This is a genomic window from Pseudomonas sp. GW822-FHT04H02 (assembly GCF_058800645.1).
In genome coordinates, this window is record NZ_JBXAMM010000005.1 from 161,103 (window position 1) to 180,411 (window position 19,309).

General features: G+C 63.9%; 20 protein-coding genes. 15 read left to right on the plus strand and 5 right to left on the minus strand.

Features of this window, described 5'->3' with window-relative positions; all coding sequences use genetic code 11:
* Positions 1-599 precede the first annotated feature (599 nt).
* The 7 genes from AC1RMG_RS22660 (at position 600) to AC1RMG_RS22690 (ending at position 6,911) form a co-directional block, all read left to right on the plus strand.
* Positions 600-1,346 (plus strand): LytR/AlgR family response regulator transcription factor, encoded by a 747-nt coding sequence (locus tag AC1RMG_RS22660; RefSeq protein ID WP_492575379.1) that lies wholly within the window; start codon positions 600-602, stop codon positions 1,344-1,346.
* A gap of 126 nt (positions 1,347-1,472) precedes the next feature.
* Positions 1,473-2,414 (plus strand): hydroxymethylbilane synthase, encoded by a 942-nt coding sequence (gene hemC / locus AC1RMG_RS22665; RefSeq protein WP_019095788.1) that lies wholly within the window; start codon positions 1,473-1,475, stop codon positions 2,412-2,414.
* Positions 2,411-3,178, plus strand: a complete 768-nt coding sequence (locus AC1RMG_RS22670) for a uroporphyrinogen-III synthase (RefSeq protein WP_169892429.1) — start codon at positions 2,411-2,413, stop codon at positions 3,176-3,178. The genes hemC and AC1RMG_RS22670 overlap by 4 nt, the downstream gene beginning before the upstream one ends.
* 17 nt (positions 3,179-3,195) lie before the next feature.
* Positions 3,196-4,335, plus strand: a complete 1,140-nt coding sequence (locus AC1RMG_RS22675) for a uroporphyrinogen-III C-methyltransferase (RefSeq protein ID WP_011064173.1) — start codon at positions 3,196-3,198, stop codon at positions 4,333-4,335.
* Positions 4,332-5,570 carry a heme biosynthesis protein HemY gene (locus AC1RMG_RS22680; protein WP_011064172.1) on the plus strand — a complete coding sequence of 413 codons (1,239 nt, stop codon included), beginning with the start codon at positions 4,332-4,334 and terminating at the stop codon, positions 5,568-5,570. The genes AC1RMG_RS22675 and AC1RMG_RS22680 overlap by 4 nt, the downstream gene beginning before the upstream one ends.
* Positions 5,571-5,723: 153 nt before the next feature.
* The gene (locus tag AC1RMG_RS22685) at positions 5,724-6,245 is read left to right on the plus strand and encodes a disulfide bond formation protein B (RefSeq protein WP_053160388.1); all 522 of its coding nucleotides are present in this window, start codon (positions 5,724-5,726) and stop codon (positions 6,243-6,245) included.
* Between the two features lie 207 nt (positions 6,246-6,452).
* Positions 6,453-6,911 (plus strand): Rsd/AlgQ family anti-sigma factor, encoded by a 459-nt coding sequence (locus tag AC1RMG_RS22690; protein ID WP_011064170.1) that lies wholly within the window; start codon positions 6,453-6,455, stop codon positions 6,909-6,911.
* Positions 6,912-6,971: 60 nt separating this feature from the next.
* Here AC1RMG_RS22690 and AC1RMG_RS22695 read toward each other — a convergent pair whose 3' ends face one another.
* A complete protein-coding gene (locus tag AC1RMG_RS22695) occupies positions 6,972-7,637 on the minus strand; it encodes an FKBP-type peptidyl-prolyl cis-trans isomerase (RefSeq protein WP_015637447.1) in 666 nt (221 codons plus the stop codon).
* Between the two features lie 193 nt (positions 7,638-7,830).
* Between AC1RMG_RS22695 and AC1RMG_RS22700 the strand changes: the two genes are divergently transcribed.
* Entirely contained in the window at positions 7,831-8,943 is a 1,113-nt protein-coding gene (locus AC1RMG_RS22700; RefSeq protein WP_161466783.1) for an AlgP family protein, read from the plus strand.
* On the opposite strand, the gene AC1RMG_RS22705 is transcribed toward AC1RMG_RS22700, so the two are convergent.
* Positions 8,940-9,404, minus strand: coding sequence for a TIGR02444 family protein (locus AC1RMG_RS22705; RefSeq protein WP_011064167.1), 465 nt, complete (start codon positions 9,402-9,404; stop codon positions 8,940-8,942). The two genes, AC1RMG_RS22700 and AC1RMG_RS22705, sit on opposite strands and share 4 nt — an antisense overlap.
* A 50-nt stretch (positions 9,405-9,454) precedes the next feature.
* Between AC1RMG_RS22705 and AC1RMG_RS22710 the strand changes: the two genes are divergently transcribed.
* From AC1RMG_RS22710 to AC1RMG_RS22720, 3 genes are all read left to right on the plus strand, one after another.
* A complete protein-coding gene (locus tag AC1RMG_RS22710) occupies positions 9,455-11,365 on the plus strand; it encodes an ATP-binding cassette domain-containing protein (RefSeq protein WP_011064166.1) in 1,911 nt (636 codons plus the stop codon).
* Positions 11,365-11,946 carry a mechanosensitive ion channel family protein gene (locus tag AC1RMG_RS22715; RefSeq protein ID WP_011064165.1) on the plus strand — a complete coding sequence of 194 codons (582 nt, stop codon included), beginning with the start codon at positions 11,365-11,367 and terminating at the stop codon, positions 11,944-11,946. The genes AC1RMG_RS22710 and AC1RMG_RS22715 overlap by 1 nt, the downstream gene beginning before the upstream one ends.
* Before the next feature lie 108 nt (positions 11,947-12,054).
* Complete coding sequence (locus AC1RMG_RS22720) at positions 12,055-12,687, plus strand: LysE family transporter (RefSeq protein ID WP_011064164.1); 633 nt, start codon at positions 12,055-12,057, stop codon at positions 12,685-12,687.
* A 57-nt stretch (positions 12,688-12,744) separates the two neighbouring features.
* Here AC1RMG_RS22720 and AC1RMG_RS22725 read toward each other — a convergent pair whose 3' ends face one another.
* Complete coding sequence (locus AC1RMG_RS22725; RefSeq protein ID WP_375538784.1) at positions 12,745-12,867, minus strand: hypothetical protein; 123 nt, start codon at positions 12,865-12,867, stop codon at positions 12,745-12,747.
* A 146-nt stretch (positions 12,868-13,013) separates the two neighbouring features.
* Between AC1RMG_RS22725 and AC1RMG_RS22730 the strand changes: the two genes are divergently transcribed.
* Positions 13,014-14,912 (plus strand): FTR1 family protein, encoded by a 1,899-nt coding sequence (locus AC1RMG_RS22730; protein WP_368994806.1) that lies wholly within the window; start codon positions 13,014-13,016, stop codon positions 14,910-14,912.
* Positions 14,913-14,991: 79 nt separating this feature from the next.
* Positions 14,992-15,447, plus strand: a complete 456-nt coding sequence (locus tag AC1RMG_RS22735) for a YaiI/YqxD family protein (protein WP_350403855.1) — start codon at positions 14,992-14,994, stop codon at positions 15,445-15,447.
* An 18-nt stretch (positions 15,448-15,465) separates the two neighbouring features.
* Here AC1RMG_RS22735 and elbB read toward each other — a convergent pair whose 3' ends face one another.
* Positions 15,466-16,134: an isoprenoid biosynthesis glyoxalase ElbB gene (gene elbB, locus AC1RMG_RS22740; RefSeq protein WP_493170337.1), complete on the minus strand. Its 669-nt coding sequence runs from the start codon at positions 16,132-16,134 to the stop codon at positions 15,466-15,468.
* A gap of 113 nt (positions 16,135-16,247) precedes the next feature.
* Between elbB and AC1RMG_RS22745 the strand changes: the two genes are divergently transcribed.
* Complete coding sequence (locus AC1RMG_RS22745; protein WP_493170339.1) at positions 16,248-17,483, plus strand: sterol desaturase family protein; 1,236 nt, start codon at positions 16,248-16,250, stop codon at positions 17,481-17,483.
* On the opposite strand, the gene AC1RMG_RS22750 is transcribed toward AC1RMG_RS22745, so the two are convergent.
* Entirely contained in the window at positions 17,464-18,078 is a 615-nt protein-coding gene (locus AC1RMG_RS22750; RefSeq protein WP_011064160.1) for a DedA family protein, read from the minus strand. The genes AC1RMG_RS22745 and AC1RMG_RS22750 overlap by 20 nt on opposite strands.
* 207 nt (positions 18,079-18,285) lie before the next feature.
* Between AC1RMG_RS22750 and hemB the strand changes: the two genes are divergently transcribed.
* Positions 18,286-19,299 carry a porphobilinogen synthase gene (gene hemB / locus AC1RMG_RS22755; RefSeq protein WP_072451840.1) on the plus strand — a complete coding sequence of 338 codons (1,014 nt, stop codon included), beginning with the start codon at positions 18,286-18,288 and terminating at the stop codon, positions 19,297-19,299.
* Positions 19,300-19,309 lie beyond the last annotated feature (10 nt).

Below are 19,309 nucleotides of genomic sequence, written 5' to 3' on the forward strand. Positions count from 1 at the left end.
GATGGCGTGAAAAACAGGCGCCGATAATAACAGGGTTGCCCGGGCTGTCGCTGGCGCTGGTCGGCAGCTTTTTTCTGCGCCGGACGCCTGGGCGGCTTGTCGCCGGCCTCGGGGGCGCAGAGACTGAGGTCGGCGCAGTCGAAGGTGCTTCCTGCGAGGTGAGCGCCTTGAGTGCGGAAGCTGATATCGGTCAAACGATATTTATCGATTGAGCAATATCGTCTTGGCAACCGTCTACAGTTGGACAGGAGGACCGGCACAATTGCGTAACACCCCTCGCGTGTTCGCAGTGGGCCCCTCCAGCAAGTTCACACCGCGCAGGGCCAGGCAATCCGTCCACCAAACGAGACGGGTGCGGGCAGGGTGGGCGGCGACCACAATCACGAGGGGGGCTTTGTGTTGAATACCAGCATTCCCTGCGACGTCGTCGCGCATCAGCCGACCTTGAGCGGTATCGGGCAGGCACGGGCAAATATTGGTGCCCGACTTGCGGCACTTTTTGGCCTTCGCACTAGTCTTAGCGTGGATCGCGGTGACGGACGTCACTCCACCTGTCTACGCTATCCTTGTGCGAGACTCACGCAGGAATCCAGCGCAATATGAATGTCCTGATCGTTGATGACGAACCCCTAGCCCGCGAGCGCCTGAGCCGGATGGTCAGTGAGCTCGAGGGATACAGTGTCCTGGAGCCTAGCGCCACCAATGGCGAAGAGGCGTTGAGCCTGATCGACAGCCTGAAGCCGGATATCGTCTTGCTCGACGTCCGCATACCGGGGCTGGACGGTCTGCAGGTCGCCGGCAAGCTGTGCGAGCGCGAGACGCCTCCGGCGCTGGTGTTCTGCGCTGCGCCGGACGAATTCGCCCTGGAGGCCTTCGACGCCAGTGGCGTCGTCCACCTGGTCAAGCCAGTGCGCTCCGAGCTGTTGCTGGAGGCCTTGAAAAAGGCCGAAAAGCCCAACCGTGTACAACTGGCGGCACTGACCCGGCCCGCGGCCGAAAGCGGTAACGGCCCGCGCAGCCATATCAGCGCCCGTACGCGCAAAGGCATCGAGCTCATCCCACTGGCTCAGGTGGTGTATTTCATCGCCGACCATAAATACGTGACCCTGCGCCACGAGGGCGGCGAGGTGCTTCTGGATGAGCCCCTGAAGGCTCTGGAAGATGAATTCGGCGACCGCTTTGTGCGTATCCACCGCAATGCGCTGGTGGCCCGCGAGCGTATCGAGCGTCTGCAGCGCACACCGTTGGGGCACTTCCAGTTGTACCTCAAGGGCCTCAATGGCGATGCGCTGATTGTCAGCCGGCGGCATGTGGCGGGCGTGCGCAAGATGATGCAACAGCTCTAGGCCAGGGTTTGACCCCTGCAATGGGTGAAGCCTGGCGTCGGGAGGAGGCTAGGTTTCTGATACAAGTCAAAGCTGATTTGGTTGAGCTGTTATTATCTGCCGTATCTATTCAGTACGGATTGATCCATGTCCTCTCGCGAAATCCGCATCGCTACCCGCAAAAGTGCTCTGGCCTTGTGGCAGGCCGAATACGTCAAAGCCCGTCTGCAAGAGGCCCATCCGGGTCTTGTCGTGACCCTGGTGCCCATGGTCAGCCGCGGCGACAAACTATTGGACTCGCCCTTGTCGAAAATCGGTGGCAAGGGTCTGTTCGTCAAGGAACTGGAAACCGCGCTGCTGGAAAACCAGGCCGATATCGCCGTGCACTCGATGAAAGATGTGCCCATGGACTTCCCGGAAGGCCTGGGTCTGTTCTGCATCTGCGAGCGCGAAGATCCGCGTGATGCCTTTGTTTCCAACACCTACGCCAGCCTCGACGAGTTGCCTGAAGGCAGCGTGGTGGGCACCTCCAGCCTGCGCCGTCAGGCTCAGTTACTGACCCGTCGCCCCGACCTGCAGATCCGTTTTCTGCGGGGCAACGTCAATACCCGTCTGGCCAAGCTGGATGCCGGCGAATACGACGCCATCATCCTCGCGGCCGCCGGTTTGATCCGCCTCGGATTCGAGGATCGCATCAGTTCCTCCATCAGTGTCGACGACAGCCTGCCCGCCGGTGGCCAGGGCGCCGTCGGCATCGAGTGCCGCAGTGCCGATACTGAAATCCACGCCTTGCTGGGCCCCCTGCATCACGCCGACACGGCCAGCCGGGTAACCGCCGAGCGCGCACTGAACAAGCACCTCAACGGTGGTTGCCAGGTGCCGATTGCCTGCTATGCGGTGCTGGAAGGCGAGCAGATCTGGCTGCGCGGCCTGGTGGGCGAGCCTAGCGGCGGCCTGCTGCTCAGCGCCGAAGCTCGTGGCCCTCGCGCATCGGCCGCCGAGCTGGGTGTGCAAGTGGCGGATGCCCTGCTGGCCCAGGGCGCCGATGACATTCTGCGCGCGGTCTACGGCGAGGCGGGCGAGGAGTGACTGGCTGGCGCCTGCTGCTGACCCGGCCGGCCGAGGACTGCGCCGCGCTGGCGGCGATCCTGGCGCAGTCCGAGATCTTGAGCAGTAGCCTGCCATTGCTGGAAATCCAGGCGTTGCCGGTCAGTGACTCGCAGCGGGCTACCCTGCTGGCATTCGACCAGTACTGTGCGGTGATTGTGGTCAGCAAGCCGGCGGCGCATCTTGGCCTGGAGCTGTTGCGCCATTATTGGCCGCAACCACCAGACCAGGCCTGGTTCACCGTAGGCGCCGCTACCGCGCAGATCCTTGCGGATGCCGGCTTGCCAGTGGCCTATCCCCAGCAGGGCGATGACAGTGAAGCCTTGCTTGAACTTCCCCAATTGCGCGAGGCTATCCGCCGGCCTGATCCGCGGGTGTTGATCGTGCGCGGGGAGGGTGGGCGCGAGCTGCTCTCTGAGCGCTTGCGCGCCCTAGGTGCTAGTGTCGATTATCTGGAACTCTACCGCCGCTGCCTGCCGCACTACGCCGAAGGCGCGTTGCTCCAGCGGATTGAAGTGGAACGCTTGAACGGGCTGGTGGTCAGCAGTGGACAAGGTTTCAGCCACTTGCGGCAGCTGGCGGGGCCCGCCTGGCCGCAACTGGCGAAGATGCCGTTGTTTGTTCCAAGCCCCCGGGTCGCCGACATGGCGCACGCCGCAGGGGCGGAAAAAGTTGTGGATTGTCGCGGCGCCAGTGCCGCGGCTTTGCTAACGGCGTTACGGGAGCAACCCGTGCCCGTTCTCTAAACGCAAAGGATGGATACGTGAGCGAAACAGCCTTGCCTAAAGATGAAGCCCAGCCGGTGCCCGAGACACCTGCTGAACCCACGAAACCAACCGTTGAGCGTCGTGGCAACGGGTTGGCAATTCTGGCCCTGCTGCTGGGGGCGGCGGGCGTCGCCGTTGGTGGCTGGGGGATCTGGCAGGTGCGCCACCTGCAAGCCAATAACCAGCAGCAGTTCAGTCAGTTGCAGGCCCTGGGGGATCAGGCCCAGAGTCTCAAGCTCAGCGAACAGCGCTTGAGCGAACGCCTGGAACAACTGCCCGCGGCCGATGAGCTGGAAGACCGGCGGCGTCTGGTGGCCCAGTTGCAGGGTGACCAGCAGCGCCTGAACCAGCGCCTGGAAACCGTACTGGGCGCCAGCCGCAAGGACTGGCGCCTGGCGGAAGCCGAGCACCTGTTGCGCCTCGCCAGCCTGCGTCTTTCGGCGCTGCAGGACATCAGCAGCGCTAGGGCCCTGGTCCAGGGCGCCGACGATATCCTGCGGGAACAAAACGATCCGGGAGCCTTCGCAGCCCGCGAGCAGTTGGCCAAGAGCCTGGCGGCCCTGCGCAGCACCGAGCAGCCGGACCGCACCGGGCTGTTCCTGCAACTGGGGGCCTTGCGTGACCAGGTGCTGGAACTGAGCGCCGTGGCTCCGGAGTACAAGGACCGCGGTGAATCGCTGCTCGGCCTGACAGCCGATGGTGACGGCGCTAGCCGCTGGGCCCAGTGGTGGGATCAGATCTCGCGCTATTTCCGCATCGACTTCAACGCCGACAAGAACATCCGTCCCTTGCTGGCCGGTCAGGGCCTGACCCAGGTGCGCCTGGCCCTGAGCCTGGCGCTGGAGCAGGCGCAGTGGGCTGCCCTGAACGGCCAGGCCGCGGTCTATACCCAGGCGTTGACCGAAGCCCGCGACGTGCTCACCGGCAACTTCAATCAGGACAACCCGCAAAGCAAGATCATGCTCGAGCGCCTGGCCGAGCTGAGCAAGCAGCCGGTGACGGTCGTCACCCCGGACCTGGCCAAGACCCTGAGTACGGTCCAGGCCTACCTGGAGCGGCGTAACCTGAATGTCGAGGAGTCGGTCAAGCCTCTGGCCAAACCTGCGGCGAACAACGCCCAGGAGACGAGCCCATGAAGCGTACCTATGTGATCGTCCTGCTGGTCATTGCGGCCATCGGCCTGCTGGGTCTGGCCATTGCCGAGCATCCCGGGTACGTACTGATCGCCTACAGCAACTTCCGTTACGAATCGAGCCTGTGGGCAACCCTGGCCCTGGTGGCGCTGGTCTGGCTGGTGGTCTGGGGCATCAAGCTGCTGATCGAGCTGGTGATGGTGTCCGGTGGTGTGGTCAATCCCTGGTCACGGCGCAATCGCAGCCGCCGGGTGCAGATCGCCATCGAGCAGGGTCAGATGGACCTCGCCGAAGGGCGCTGGGCCAGCGCGCAGAAGCACCTGCAGCGTGCCGCCGAGGCCGAGCGCCAGCCGCTGCTCTACTACCTCGGCGCTGCCCGGGCGGCCAACGAGCAGGGCCACTATGAAGAATGCGACCGGTTGCTGGAGCGGGCGCTGACCCGCCAGCCCCAGGCAGAGCTGGCCGTGGCCCTGAGCCACGCCCAACTGCAGACGGATCGCGGCGATACCGAGGGAGCCCTGAGCACCCTGCAGGCCATGCATGAGCGCCATCCCCATAGTGTCCAGGTGCTGCGCCAGTTGCAGCGCCTGCATCAGCAGCGTGGCGACTGGTCGGCCCTGATCCGTCTGTTGCCCGAGTTGCGCAAGGACAAGGCGCTGCCGGCCAGCGAACTGCAGGAACTGGAGCGTCGGGCCTGGGGTGAAAACCTGTCCCTGGCCGCGCGTCGTGAAGAAGATGAGGTGGCCGGCCTGCAATCTCTCAATCGTGCCTGGCAACAGTTGACCTCGGCACAGCGCCAGGAGCCGCAGTTGGTGCTGGCCTATGCCGAACAACTGCGTCAACTGGGCGCGGGGGCCGAGGCGGAAGAGGCCCTGCGCACGGCAATCAAGCGCAAGTACGAAAGCCACCTGGCACGGCTCTATGGCCTGGTGCGTGGCAGCGATCCGTCGCGCCAGTTGCAGACCGCCGAGCACTGGCTGAAGGAGCATGCGGACGATCCGAGCCTGCTGCTGACCCTGGGCCGCCTGTGCCTGCAGAACAGCTTGTGGGGCAAGGCCCGGGACTATCTGGAAAGCAGCCTGCGCTTGCAACGCAACCCCGAAGCCTGTGCGGAACTGGCGCGCCTGCTGGCTCAACTGGGGGATACCGAACGCAGTAACCAGCTGTTCCAGGAAGGTCTGGGCATGCTCGATGAGCGCCTGCTGGCCTCACCGCTGCCGGTCCCGGTGCGGGCCTGAGGTGTCCCGGGGCCGGTTGCCTGTTTCAGGCAACCGGCCCTTTTGCTGCTGTACCTGTGGCGCTGTTGTCGATCGGTTGCGACATAGCGCTTCTTGAAAGCAGCGAGCGCTTTCTCTACCGTGGCTGCCTGTTTCTCCCGTTACGGATATCTCATGTCGCTGGCCGGCTCCCGCTTGCTGTTCTCCCTGGTGTTCCTGGTGGGGGCCTTGGCCTCGTGGGCGGCGTTCAACCTGCAAACGGGTGGCGGCCTCGAGTCCTGTTCGCTGTGGGGCGTGCAGCGCCTGCTGTTGCTGGCATTGGGTGGGGTCAATCTGTTGGCCGTGATCCAGGGGCCAGGGCGCGTGGGGCGGGCGGTCTACTGGGGGCTCAACCTGCTGTTGGGCCTGCTGGGGGTGGTCACCGCGGGACGCCATGTGCTGTTGCAGAACATTCCTTCCGAACAGTTGCTGGCCTGCCTGCCGGACATGTCCTTCATGCTCCGCCAGTTGTCCTGGTGGCAGGCGTTGAAGCTGACTTTCATGGGCACCTCCGATTGCGCTGAGGTCACCTGGACCCTGCTGGACATGAGCTTGCCGGAGTGGAGCCTGCTGTTTTTCGTGATCATGCTGATCTTTAGCGGCTACCGCCTGTGGCGTCAGCTACGGGGCGCGCGCAAGGCCGTGGCGTTGCCCTGAGTCAGTGTTTGGCAGGAGGGCGGGGATTAAACGCTTGTATGAACTTTATCTCCTGCGTACCTTGATGCTGTAGTCGAGCGGGCATAATCTGGCCCGCACCTGTCACTGGAATTATGTTGCTCGATGCTGTTGTGCCTGACCGGATCCAGAGTCTCCAGAAAGGAGCGGCGGGCAAGCGGCATGACCCATAAGGGAAGAGAGATCACCATGCTCGAAAGTTGTCAGAATGCTCAGGAACGCTGGGGTGGAGTGCATCTGCTGATCGACCGCTGGTTGCAGGAGCGTCACGAACTGGTTCGAGCCTATGATGCGCTGGGCGCGGAGCCCGAGGCACTGAGTGAGAGCAAGAAGCCGCTGCAGGAATTCTGCGGGATCCTGGTGGACTACGTCTCCGCCGGCCATTTTGAAATCTACGAACAGCTGACCAGCGAAGCCAAGGCGTTTGGCGACAAGCGCGGGCTGGAGTTGGCCGACACCCTCTACCCACGCATCGACGTGATCACCGAAAAGCTCCTGGCGTTCAATGACCTGTGCGACGCCGGCCAGTGCGTGGCGCAGAAGTTCAAGGAACTCGGTGGCCTGCTGCATGAACGCTTCGAGCTGGAAGACTGCCTGATCGAAGTGCTGCACAACGCCCACAAGCAGGAAGCTGTGGCTCAGGCCTGAGCACAGGAACCTACCAGGAAAAACGGCACGCCTCGGCGTGCCGTTTTTCGTTGTGGCGCTTCAGCCAGCGACACCGAGCAATTCGATGTCGAACACCAGTGGGGTGTAGGGCGCGATCAGGTCCCCGGCGCCTTCGGTGCCATAGGCCTGGTTCGACGGGATTACCAGGCGCCACCGGGCTCCGGTGGGCATCTGCGACAGTGCGCTACGCCAGCCGGCGATCACGCTGTCGAGGCGGAACCATTGCGGCTGCTGGGTCTGATCGAACACGGTGCCGTCTGGCAGGCGCCCGGTGTAGCGCACCTGGACCGAGCCGTTGGGGCTGGCCTTGTTGCCGCTGCCAGGGCTCAACTCGGTCAGCAGGATGCCGTCTGCCAGTTGGCGGACCCCGGGCTTGGCCTTTTCTTCATCGAGAAAGCGCTGTTCGTTTTTCAGCGCGATCTCTGTCTGAGACTTGGCCGACTGTTCGCTGATCTGTGCGTCGTGCTCGGCAAGGATCTGTTCGATGCGTTCGCTTTTCAGCGCCAGAGGCTTGCCTTGATAGGCGGCCCTCAAGCCTTCGACCAGGGCCTGGATCTGCAGGTCGGGCACCTCATCGCGCAGGCGTTCACCGAGGCTTGCCCCCAGGCTGTAGGCAAGATCGTGAGCGTTGTTGGATGGTGCTTCGGCAGCCGCCTGAGCCAGTGGCAAGAACAGGCTCAAGGATAAAAACAGGTAACGCGACATGGGCACTCTCCGGCCTGAGTTGCGGTGGATTATGCCAGCGACAAAGCGCTCGTTGGTGAGCAACTTCGATGGGGGCGAAGAACATTTTCGTTCGGCTGCAACGCCAGGCTTTCGATACTGTCAACATGCCCTAGCGGCGGTAGCAGCAGAGGTCTAGTATGAGCCGCAACTCACGTCAGCCAGGAGGTAAACCATGTCGGCCAATAAGAAGCCTGTAAATACTCCGTTGCATTTGCTCCAACAGCTGTCGGGCAGCTTGCTCGAACATTTGGAAAACGCTTGTTCCCAAGCCTTGGCTGATGCTGAAAAACTGCTCGCCAAGCTGGAAAAACAACGGGGCAAGGCGCAGGAAAAACTGCACAAATCGCGCACCAAACTGCAGGACGCTGCGGCGGCCGGCAAGGCCAAGGCACAAGCCAAGGCGAAGACCGCGGTCAAGGAACTCGAAGATTTGCTGGACGCCCTGAAAGAGCGTCAGGCGCAAACCCGCAGCTACATTCTGCAACTCAAGCGCGATGCCCAGGAGAGCCTGAAACTGGCTCAAGGCGTGGGTCGTGTGAAGGAAGCGGTAGGCAAGGCATTGAGCTCTCGTGATGCCAAGCCGGCAGCGGTAGCAGCTAAAAAACCAGCGGCCAAGCCTGCTGCCAAGGCACCGGCCAAACCTGTTGCCAAGCCGGCGGCGAAAAAGCCTGTTGCTGCCAGTGCAGCCAAGCCCGCCGCGGCCAAAACCGCAGCCGCCAAGCCTGCTGCCAAACCAGCGGCCAAGCCTGTTGCCGGCAAAGCGGCGGCTGCCAAACCGGTAGCTGCCAAGCCAGCCGCCAAGCCCGCTGCGAAGCCTGCGACCAAAGCCGCTGCGGCCAAGCCAGCTGCTAAACCTGCCGCCAAGCCCGTAGCCGCCAAGCCAGCAGCGAAACCTGCTGCCACCAAGACCGCTGCGGCTAAACCGGCTGCCGCCAAACCGGCCGCTAAACCAGCAGCGAAACCCGCCGCTACAAAAGCTCCGGCCAAACCCGCGAGCAAACCTGCAGCTGCCAAGCCAGCCGCGGCATCGGCGGCCAAGCCTGCCGCCGCCAAACCCGCAGCAAAACCCGCTGCCAAGCCGGCCGCGAAAAAGCCTGCTGCCAAGCCCGCAGCCGCCAAGCCTGCTGTAGCCAAGCCAACTGCTCCAGTTGCCAAACCTGCAGCTCCCGCGCCCGCAGCGGCCAAGCCTGCAACTCCTGCTCCGGCTGCCTCGCCGGCACCAGCTGCAAGTGCACCCGCTGTTCCTGCGTCGGCTCCAGCCAGCAACCCTTCCAGCGCTTCCTAAGCGCCGGCCACCGCGATGCGCAGTACCTGCAGCGCATTGCGGTTCCGGACGGCGGCTTCGGCCGCCAGTCCTTCCAGCCAGTCATTCAGGCTCCGGGCCTGAGCTTCGGGCCACTTTCGTGCCCCTTCCTGCAGACGCAGCAGCAACTGCCGTTCGGCATCCAGCTCCAGGGCCTTGAGTTGTTCGCGCAAGGTGCTCAGTTGCACGTCGCTGGCCGCGGCGGCTCGCCACTCAATCCGCAGTTTGCGCAGGGGTTCGACCACCTCCTGATACCAGGGCGCAGCCAACTCTTCGAGCGCTTGCAGGCGCTGCTTATCGCAGTCGACCCCCCTTTGGCCAAGCCAGGCGCCACAGAGCAACAGACAGACATTGGCCCCGCCATCCTGCAGTTGCAGGCAGGCCTCCTGCACACCGGGCAGGGCGTAGGTCTTCAGGGCAAAGCTCCACAGGTCAGGGGACATATTGCTACTCGCGCCAGTTGCTAACGAAGCTGGTAGACTCCGCCGCCATTATGATTCGACTTCAGAACCTGACTTTACAGCGTGGCCCGCAACGTCTGCTAGAAGACGCCGAGCTAACCCTGCACGCCGGCCAGAAAGCCGGCCTGATCGGTGCCAACGGCGCCGGCAAATCCAGCCTCTTTGCCTTGCTGCGCGGTGAGCTGCACCCGGACTCGGGTGACTGCTTCCTGCCGGCCGACTGGCGCATCGCCCACATGCGCCAGGAGGTCGATACCCTCGAGCGCCTGGCGGTGGACTATGTGCTCGACGGCGACTTGCGCCTGCGCCAGGTGCAGCGTGACCTGGCCGCTGCAGAAGCGGCCCAGGACGGCGCCGCGCAAGCGCGCTTGCATGCCGAGCTGGACAGCGCCGACGGTTACACCGCCGATGCGCGGGCGCGCAAGCTGCTGGCTGGCCTGGGTTTCACCAACGAGCAGATGGACCGTCAGGTCGGCGACTTCTCCGGGGGCTGGCGGATGCGCCTGAACCTGGCGCAGGCGCTGATGTGTCCCTCGGACCTGCTGCTGCTCGACGAACCTACCAACCACTTGGATCTCGACGCCATCATCTGGCTCGAAGAGTGGCTCAAGGGTTACCCCGGCACCTTGCTCCTGATCTCCCACGACCGGGACTTCCTCGATGCCGTGGTCGATCACGTGGCCCACGTCGACCAGCGCAAGATCACCCTCTATCGCGGTGGCTACAGCGCCTTCGAACGCGCCCGTGCCGAGCGTCTGGCCCAGCAGCAGCAAGCCTACGAGAAGCAGCAGGCGCAGCGCGCGCACATGGAAAGCTACATCGCCCGCTTCAAGGCCCAGGCCACCAAGGCCCGGCAGGCACAGAGCCGGATCAAGGCCCTGGAGCGCATGGAGGAGCTGTCGGCGGCACACGTCGATTCGCCCTTCGATTTCACCTTCCGTGAGTCGACGAAGATCTCCAGCCCGCTGATCGACCTCTCCGATGCCCGCCTGGGCTATGGCGAGCGTGCGGTCCTGGAGAAGGTCAAGCTGCAGCTGACTCCGGGCGCGCGGATCGGCCTGCTGGGGCCCAACGGCGCCGGCAAGTCGACCCTGATCAAGAACCTCTCCGGCGAACTCCAGCCGCTGTCCGGGCGCCTGACCCGGGGCGAGAACACCGTTGTCGGTTACTTCGCCCAGCATCAGCTCGATTCCCTGGACTCCAAGGCCAGCCCCTTGCTGCATCTGCAGCGCCTGGCGCCCACCGAGCGCGAGCAGACCCTGCGCGACTTCCTCGGCGGTTTCGACTTCCGCGGCGCACGGATCGACGAGCCGGTGCTGAACTTCTCCGGCGGTGAAAAAGCCCGTTTGGCCCTGGCCCTGATCGCCTGGGAGCGGCCCAACCTGTTGCTGCTCGACGAACCCACCAACCACCTGGACCTGGAGATGCGCCTGGCCCTGACCATGGCCCTGCAAGAGTTCAGTGGTGCGGTGCTGGTGGTCTCCCACGATCGCCATCTGCTCAAGAGCACCACCGACAACTTCTTCCTGGTGGCCGACGGCAAGGTCGAAGAGTTCGACGGCGACCTGGACGACTACACCCGTTGGCTGGTGGATTACCGCCAGCGCAATGCCCCGGTCAGCAACACACCGGTGAACCCGGACAAGACCGACAAGAAGGCCCAGCGCCAGGCCGCCGCGGCGTTGCGTCAGCAACTGGCACCGCACAAGCGCGAGGCCGACAAGCTGGAAGCCGAGTTGGGCAAGGTGCATGAGCGCCTGGCCAAGATCGAGGCCAGCCTGGGCGACAGCGGTTTGTACGAGGCTGCGCGCAAGGATGAGTTGCGGGATCTGCTGGCCGAGCAGGCCAAGCTCAAGACCCGTGAGTCCGAGCTGGAAGAAGCCTGGATGGAGGCCCTGGAACTGCTGGAAAGCATGCAGGCCGAGCTGGAGGCGCTGTCCTGATGGAGGCGCTGCAATTACCGTTGCCGGCCCAGTGGATCGGCCCGTTGTGGATTGGCGTGCAGATCCTGCTGATCCTCCTGGCGGGCTACCTGGCCCAGCGCTTCGTGGCTCGTGGCCTGACCCGCCTGGGCGAGCGCTACCCGTTCCCGCCGCAGTTGCTGATGCCCCTGCGGGGCGGCCTACGCTGGCTGATCATGGGCAGCGCGGTGATCTTCGTGCTGGAGCGCCTGGGGGTTTCCGCCACGGTGCTGTGGACCGCCCTTTCAGGCTTCGTCGCCGTGGCGGCGGTGGCCTTCTTCGCCATGTGGAGCGTGCTCTCCAACCTGCTCTGCGCGATCCTGATCTTCACGGTTGGCCCGTTCCGCCTGGGTGACGTGGTGGAGCTGGTGGACACCGTCGACAAGCCTGGGGTCAAGGGCCGGGTCGTGGCGATCAACCTGCTGTACACCACCCTGATCGAAGCCGAGGAAGCCGGCACCGGCAGCGCCATGGTCCAGGTGCCCAACAGCCTGTTCTTCCAGCGCTCGGTGCGCCGCTGGCGTGGCACTGATGTGCTGCCCGTGGGCAGCGGCGAAAAGTAACCCCTTCCTCTTTAGCCGCTGCATCACCTTTGGGCGAAAAAAATATGGTCAGCCGCCAAGCGGAGGATTAGCTTAGGCAGTCACGACCAATTCGATCCGAGGTGTGCGATGGTGCTTGAGACATGGCTGGCGTTCTTTGCCGCCAGTTGGGTAATCAGTCTTTCCCCGGGCGCCGGCGCCATTGCGTCGATGTCCTGCGGCCTGCAATACGGTTTCTGGCGCGGCTACTGGAACGCCCTGGGGCTGCAACTGGGCCTGGCCATGCAGATTGCAATTGTCGCGGCCGGTGTCGGGGCCATTCTCGCGGCCTCTGCCACGGCCTTCTATGCCATCAAGTGGTTCGGTGTCGCCTACCTGGTGTACCTGGCGGTCAAGCAGTGGCGCGCGCTGCCCAGCGACCTCAGTGATGACGCCGCCATTCGCCCCATCGGCAAGCCCCTGGCCCTGGTGTTTCGCGGTTTCCTGGTAAACATCAGCAACCCCAAGGCGCTGGTGTTCATGCTGGCGGTGTTGCCGCAGTTCATCGATCCCCATGCCCCCCTGGTCAAGCAGTACCTGATTCTCGGCGCCACCATGATCGTGGTCGACCTGATCGTCATGGCCGGCTATACGGGGCTGGCGTCCAAGGTCCTGCGCCTGTTGCGCACCCCGGTCCAGCAGCGGCGGATGAACCGCACCTTCGCCGGCCTGTTCCTCGGCGCCGCCGGTTTTCTGGCAACTATCCGCAAAGCGGCGGCCTAGGTTTGCAGGAACAAGAAAAGGCGACCCACCGGGTCGCCTTTTTCGTTTGCGTGCGGTTTAGCGCAGGATCACTGGCGCCGTGTCCGGCGGCTGGTTGTTGCGCATCGGCGCTTGGCGCGGTTGCTCGCAGCTGTCACGACCCAACTGCCGGGTGACGTCTTCGCCCAGGGGCTTGGACACTTTGCGCACGCAGGGGAGCGGGTGCTAGCTGGGCGTGAGGCTGGTGGCCTGTGAGCGAAGATGTTTCAGCGGGGCTGATAAGCCTTGAGTGAAACTCGTTGGGAGGGAACAATATGTTACTTCTTATTTCCCTTTGAGATTTATTCATGATTGCCCCTTCCCGTTTACTGGCGTTGCTAGTGTTGCCGGTGCTGGCGCTTTTCAGCTTCAACCTGCTGGCCGATACCGTCGACGGCGCGCCCAAGGCCCTGCATCTGCTGGATTACATTGGCGCGGACTATCCCGCCACGGTCGAGGGGGGCAAGGTCATTGACGAGTCCGAGTACCGTGAGCAGGTGGAGTTTCTCGGCGTCCTGCAGGGGTTGATCGCCGATCTGCCGGCCAAACCGGAAAAGGCTGAACTGGAGCAAGGCGTTGTCAGCCTGCGCAAAGCGGTGGATGACCGCGTCGATGGCAATCAGGTCGCTCGCCAGGCGCGGCAGATGGGGGCTCGGCTGGCGGTAGCCTATGAGGTCAGCCAGGCGCCGATCATCACCCCGGATCCGACCCGTGGCGCGCCGTTGTACGCCCAGCACTGCTCGGTGTGCCATGGCGAGCAGGGCGCCGGCGATGGTCCGGCAGGCGTGGGCATGACCCCACCACCGGCCAACCTGCGGGATGTCGAACGTCTCGACCGCCTGAGCCTGTATGCCATCTACAACACCCTGGGGTTGGGCGTGGAAGGCACCGACATGCCGTCCTTCGCTGATCAACTGGATGATCGCCAGCGTTGGGACCTGGCCACCTACATCGCAAGTTTCAGCGCCGACCCCGCGGCCGCCAAGGGCGAGCAGAGCTTCAATCTGGCCGACCTGGCCCGGCAGACTCCGGGTGAAGTACTGGCCGCCCAGGGCCCTCAGGCAGCCGCAACTTTCCGTGCCCAGCGGGCCCAGCCGCCTCAGGTCAAGCGGGGGCCGGCGCAGTTGCTGGACTACACCGCATCGACCCTGGACAAGAGCCTGGCGGCCTATCGCAGCGGTGATCACGAACAGGCCTACGATCTGTCGGTAGCGGCGTACCTGGAAGGTTTCGAGCTGGTAGAAAGCTCCCTGGACAACGTCGATGCCAACGTCCGCAAAGACACCGAAAAGGCCCTGATGGCCTACCGGCAGTCGTTGCAGGACGGTTTGCCGGTGGCCCAGGCCGAACAGCGTCTGGACGCGGCCAAGGCCAAGCTCAAGGAGTCCGCCGAGCTTCTGGGCGGCGACAGCCTGAGCTGGTCTCTGAGCTTTGTTTCCGGCCTGCTGATCCTGCTGCGCGAAGGCCTGGAAGCGATCCTGGTGCTGGCGGCCATCCTCGCCTTCCTGCGTAACACCGGCCAGCAATCGGCGGTGCGCAGTGTCAACGTCGGCTGGGGCCTGGCCTTGCTGGCCGGCCTGGGTACCTGGGCCTTGGCGGCCTACGTGATCGATGTCAGCGGTTCCCAGCGTGAACTGCTCGAAGGCGCCACCGCGCTGTTCGCCAGTGTCATGGTGCTGTGGCTCGGGGTGTGGATGCATGACCGCCGGCATGCGGCGGCCTGGCAGGACTACATCAAGAGCAGCCTGGTGGGCGGCGGCGGGCGTTTCGGCTTTGCGGTGCTGGCGTTCTTCTCGGTCTATCGCGAGCTGTTCGAAGTGATCCTGTTCTACGAAACCCTGTGGCTGCAGGCCGGCCCTGCCGGGCACAACGCGGTACTGGCCGGTGGCGCCACCGCCCTGGTGCTGCTGGTGGGGCTGGCCTGGGTGATCCTGCGGGGCTCGGCCAAGCTGCCCCTGGCGCTGTTCTTCGGCATCAACGCGGCACTGCTCTGCGCCTTGTCGGTGGTGTTCGCCGGGCACGGCGTCAAGGCGTTGCAGGAAGCGGGTATCTTCGGTACGCGGCCAGTGCCGTTCTTCGACTTCGACTGGCTGGGTATTCATGCCGACGCCTACTCGCTGGGTGCCCAGGCGGTGGCGATCCTGGCGATCGTGGTGCTCTACAGCCGCAGCCGCATGAGTGAGAAGCGCCGCGTGCAGGCTTCCTGAGCCGGCGTAGTTGATTGCGGGCAAGCCCGCTCCTGAAGGGGCGGCTTGCCCGTTCTGCATTCTGGAGGGAGAACATTCAATGCGTGTCTGGATCGATGCCGATGCCTGCCCCAAGGCGGCCAAGGATCAAATAGTGCGCTTCGCCCTGAAGCGCCAGTTCGAAGTGGTGCTGGTGGCCGGACAGGCGCAGATCAAGCCGGCCTTCGCCTGCGTCAGGCTGATCGTGGTGCCCAGCGGCCCGGATGCCGCCGACGATTACCTGGTGGAGCACGCAGTGCCCGGTGAACTGGTGATCTGCAGTGACGTGCCGCTGGCCGACCGCCTGGTGAAAAAGGGCGTGGCGGCCCTGGACCCGCGGGGCAAGGAGTTCGACGCACAGAACATGGGCGAGCGCCTGGCGGTGCGCAACCTGTTTACCGACCTGCGTGAACAGGGGCAGGTCAGTGGTGGGCAAGCGCCCTATGGCGACCGGGAAAAACAGGCCTTCGCCAACGCCCTGGACCGCATCCTGACGCGCTTGGCGCGCCAGGCCTGAGGGGCGCTCGCTAGAGGCTCACTTGTCGCCTTCGTGGGTCAGCTCCAGCACCCGGTCCACCAGTTTGTTGATGCCCGAGGCCGCTTCGCTGATGGATTTCGCCAGCATGTAGGCGGGGGTGCTCACCAGTTTGCGCGCCTTGTCTTCGATGATCTCGCCCACTGCGCATTCGGCGTGGGTGGCGCCCATCTTGCCCAGGGCGGCTGCGGTGTCGGCATCGTTGCCGATGGTGCAGGTCACGCCGGGGCCGTAGATCTTCGCGGCCATGGCCGGGGCGATGCACATCAGGCCCACCGGCTTGCCGGCTTCGGCAAAGGCTTCGGCCAGGGCCAGGACGTCGGCCTGGACTGTGCAGGCAGCGCCTTCGGTGGCGAAGCTGGAGAGGTTCTTGGCTGCCCCGAAGCCACCGGGAACGATCAGCGCATCGAAGTCTTCGACGCGGGCTTCGCGCAGGTCCTTGACCTCACCCCGGGCGATGCGCGCCGATTCCACCAGCACGTTACGGGTCTCGGCCATGGTTTCGCCGGTCAGGTGGTTGAGCACATGCATCTGGGGGATGTTCGGGGCGAAGCACTGCACCTGGGCGCCGCGTTGGTCGAGGCGCAGCAGGGTGATCACGCTTTCGTGGATTTCGGCGCCGTCGAACACGCCGCAACCGGAAAGGATCACTGCAACTTTTTTGCTCATGGGTTTTTCTCCAGATTCATGGCGCTAAATGTCCGCCTGTTTGTCACACCTGGCCATAGGGGGATGGAGTCGTCGGACCTAATCTTGGTTATCGATATCGATCGAGTCGCGCCATGAACCTCATCCTCTATGCGGTGCCGTTTTTCTTTGTGTTGATTGTTGCTGAGTTGTTGGTCGATCGCTGGCGGGGAGTGAATAACTACCGGGTTGCCGATGCGGTCAATAGCATCAGCACCGGCGTGTTGTCCACCACCACGGGCCTGCTGACCAAGGGGCTGGGCCTGGTCACTTATACCTTCGCCCTCCAGCACTGGGGGCTGTTCGAGCTGCCGGCGCACAGCCTCTGGGTATGGATCGGGGCCTTTGTCCTGTACGACTTCTGCTACTACTGGCTGCATCGCTGCGGTCATGAACGCAATATCCTCTGGGCCGCTCACTCGGTGCACCACCAGAGCGAGGACTACAACCTCTCCACGGCTCTGCGCCAGACCAGCACCGGCTTCCTGTTGAGCTGGATCTTCTACCTGCCCCTGGCGGTACTCGGGGTGCCGCTGGTGGTGTTCGTCACGGTGGCAGCCCTCAATCTGCTGTATCAGTTCTGGGTGCATACCCGGCACATCGGCAAGCTGGGCTGGTATGAATGGTTCTTCGTGACCCCCTCCAATCACCGGGCCCATCACGCGCAGAACGCTCTTTATATGGATCGCAACTACGGCGGGGTGTTCATTCTCTGGGACCGGCTGTTCGGCACCTACCAGGAAGAGGACGACAACGAGCCCGTGGTGTTCGGCGTGACGACCCCGCTGGCCAGTTGGAACCCGCTGTGGGCCAATCTGCAGTTCTATACCCAGCTCTGGAATGATGCCCGGCGCACCGAGCATGTGCGGGACAAGCTGCGGATCTGGTTCATGCGCACCGGCTGGCGCCCGGCGGATGTGCAGGCCCGTTATCCCCTGGCCAAGCCGGAGCTGAGCCAGTTTCGCAAATTCGAGGTGGCCCTGGATGTGCGGCGTCAGATGTACGTGGTGCTGCAGTTCGCGGTGTATGTAGCCCTGGGCAGCTACCTGATGAATGCCCAGAGCAGCCTGTCGGTCCAGGCACTGCTGCTGGGCGGGGGCGCGATGGCCTTGGGTCTGTTCGTACTGGGCGCGGCTCTGGAGGATCGGCCCTGGAGCCTGAAACTGGAAGGGGCGCGGCTGCTGCTGAATCTGCCCCTGGTATGGCTGGCGCCGCTGGTCGGTCTGTGGCCGGCCAGCCCCCTGGCCTGGGTGGCGCTGGGCAGCTACAGCCTGCTGAGTGTCTGCGGGCTGTATTGCTGCGGCTCGCGTGTTACTCGGCTGGCGTCTTAGGTTCCCGGGCGGAGGCCTGTTCGGCTTCGTAGATCTGCTTGGCCAGGCGTGCGTTCTTGAAGCGCCGGCGCAGCCACAGGCCGAAGCCCAGGACCAGCAGGGCGCCCAGCACCCACAGCTCGTACTTCTTGATGCTGCCGAGCATGCCTTCCATGACTGCGCCGAAATGGTAGGCCGCCTGGGCCAGGGCTATGGCCCAGATCGCTGCGCCGATACCGTTGAGCAGCAGGTAGCGGCCCGGCGGATAGCCGGACAGGCCGATGGCCACCGGCATCACGGTGCGCAGCCCGTAGACGAAGCGAAAGCTCAGTACCCAGATATCCGGGTGCTTGCGGATATGCTCCAGCGCCCGGTCACCCATCATTTGCCAGCGCGGTTTGCGCGCCAGCAGCTTGCGGCCATGCTTGCGCCCCAGGAAGTACCACAACTGGTCACCGGCGTAGCTGCCGAAGAAGGCAACCACCATCACCAGGTTGATATCCATGTATCCGCGGAACGCGAGAAATCCGGCAAGAACCAGAATGGTTTCGCCTTCGAAAAACGTGCCGAGAAAGAGGGCGAAGTAGCCGAAATCCTGAAGAAATTGTTGGAGCATTGTCTGGATGCTGGCGAAATGAACGCGCAGCCTACCCCTTCGACGACGTTCGGGAAAGTATCGAAATGTGTCTCGACGTGAACAATCCGGCCAATGACAATGAGTGTTGCTGCCGGTCAACAGCTTGAGCACAACTGTCATCTGTTCGTCATAATGCCCGCTTATAACTGTCCCGCTCGTCCGCCAGCGCGAGCCCTGGAGTCCGCCGTGAGCTTTACCCCCGCCAACCGCCTGTTTCCAGCCACTCGTCTGCGGCGCAACCGTCGCGATGACTTTTCCCGCCGTCTGGTGCGGGAAAACCGCCTGAGCGTGGATGACCTGATCCTGCCGGTGTTCGTGCTCGAGGGTGAGAATCGCCGCGAAGCGGTGGCTTCGATGCCGGGTGTGGAGCGCCTGACCATCGACCTGTTGCTGGAAGAGGCGGCGCTCTGGGTCGATCTGGGGATTCCGGCCCTGGCGCTGTTCCCGGTGACGCCGGCCGGGCTCAAGTCCCTGGATGCGGCCGAGGCCTGGAACCCCGACGGCATCGCCCAGCGTGCCACCCGCGCCCTGCGCGAACGCTTTCCGGCCCTGGGGGTGATCACCGACGTTGCCCTTGACCCGTTCACTACCCATGGCCAGGACGGCATCCTCGACGAACAGGGTTATGTGCAGAACGACATCACCGTCGATGCCCTGGTGCGCCAGGCCCTGTCCCATGCCGAGGCCGGCGCCCAGGTGGTGGCACCGTCGGACATGATGGACGGGCGGGTCCAGGCGATCCGCGAGGCCCTGGAGCTGGCCGGGCATGCCAACGTGCGCATCATGGCTTACTCGGCCAAGTACGCCAGCGCCTACTACGGCCCCTTCCGCGATGCGGTGGGCTCGGCGCTGAACCTGGGCAAGGCCGACAAGGCCTCGTACCAGATGGACCCGGCCAACGGCCAGGAAGCCCTGCATGAAGTGGCGGCGGACCTCGCCGAAGGCGCGGACATGGTCATGGTCAAGCCGGGCATGCCGTACCTGGACATCCTCTGGCGGGTCAAAGATGAATTCAAGGTGCCGACCTTTGTCTATCAGGTCAGCGGCGAATACGCCATGCACATGGCAGCAATCCAGAATGGTTGGTTGGGTGAGGGGGTTATTCTTGAATCCCTGACCGCTTTTAAACGTGCAGGTGCCGATGGCATCCTGACTTACTTTGCCGTTCGTGCTGCTCAATTGTTACGAGAGCAAAAATAGCCCTCCCAGG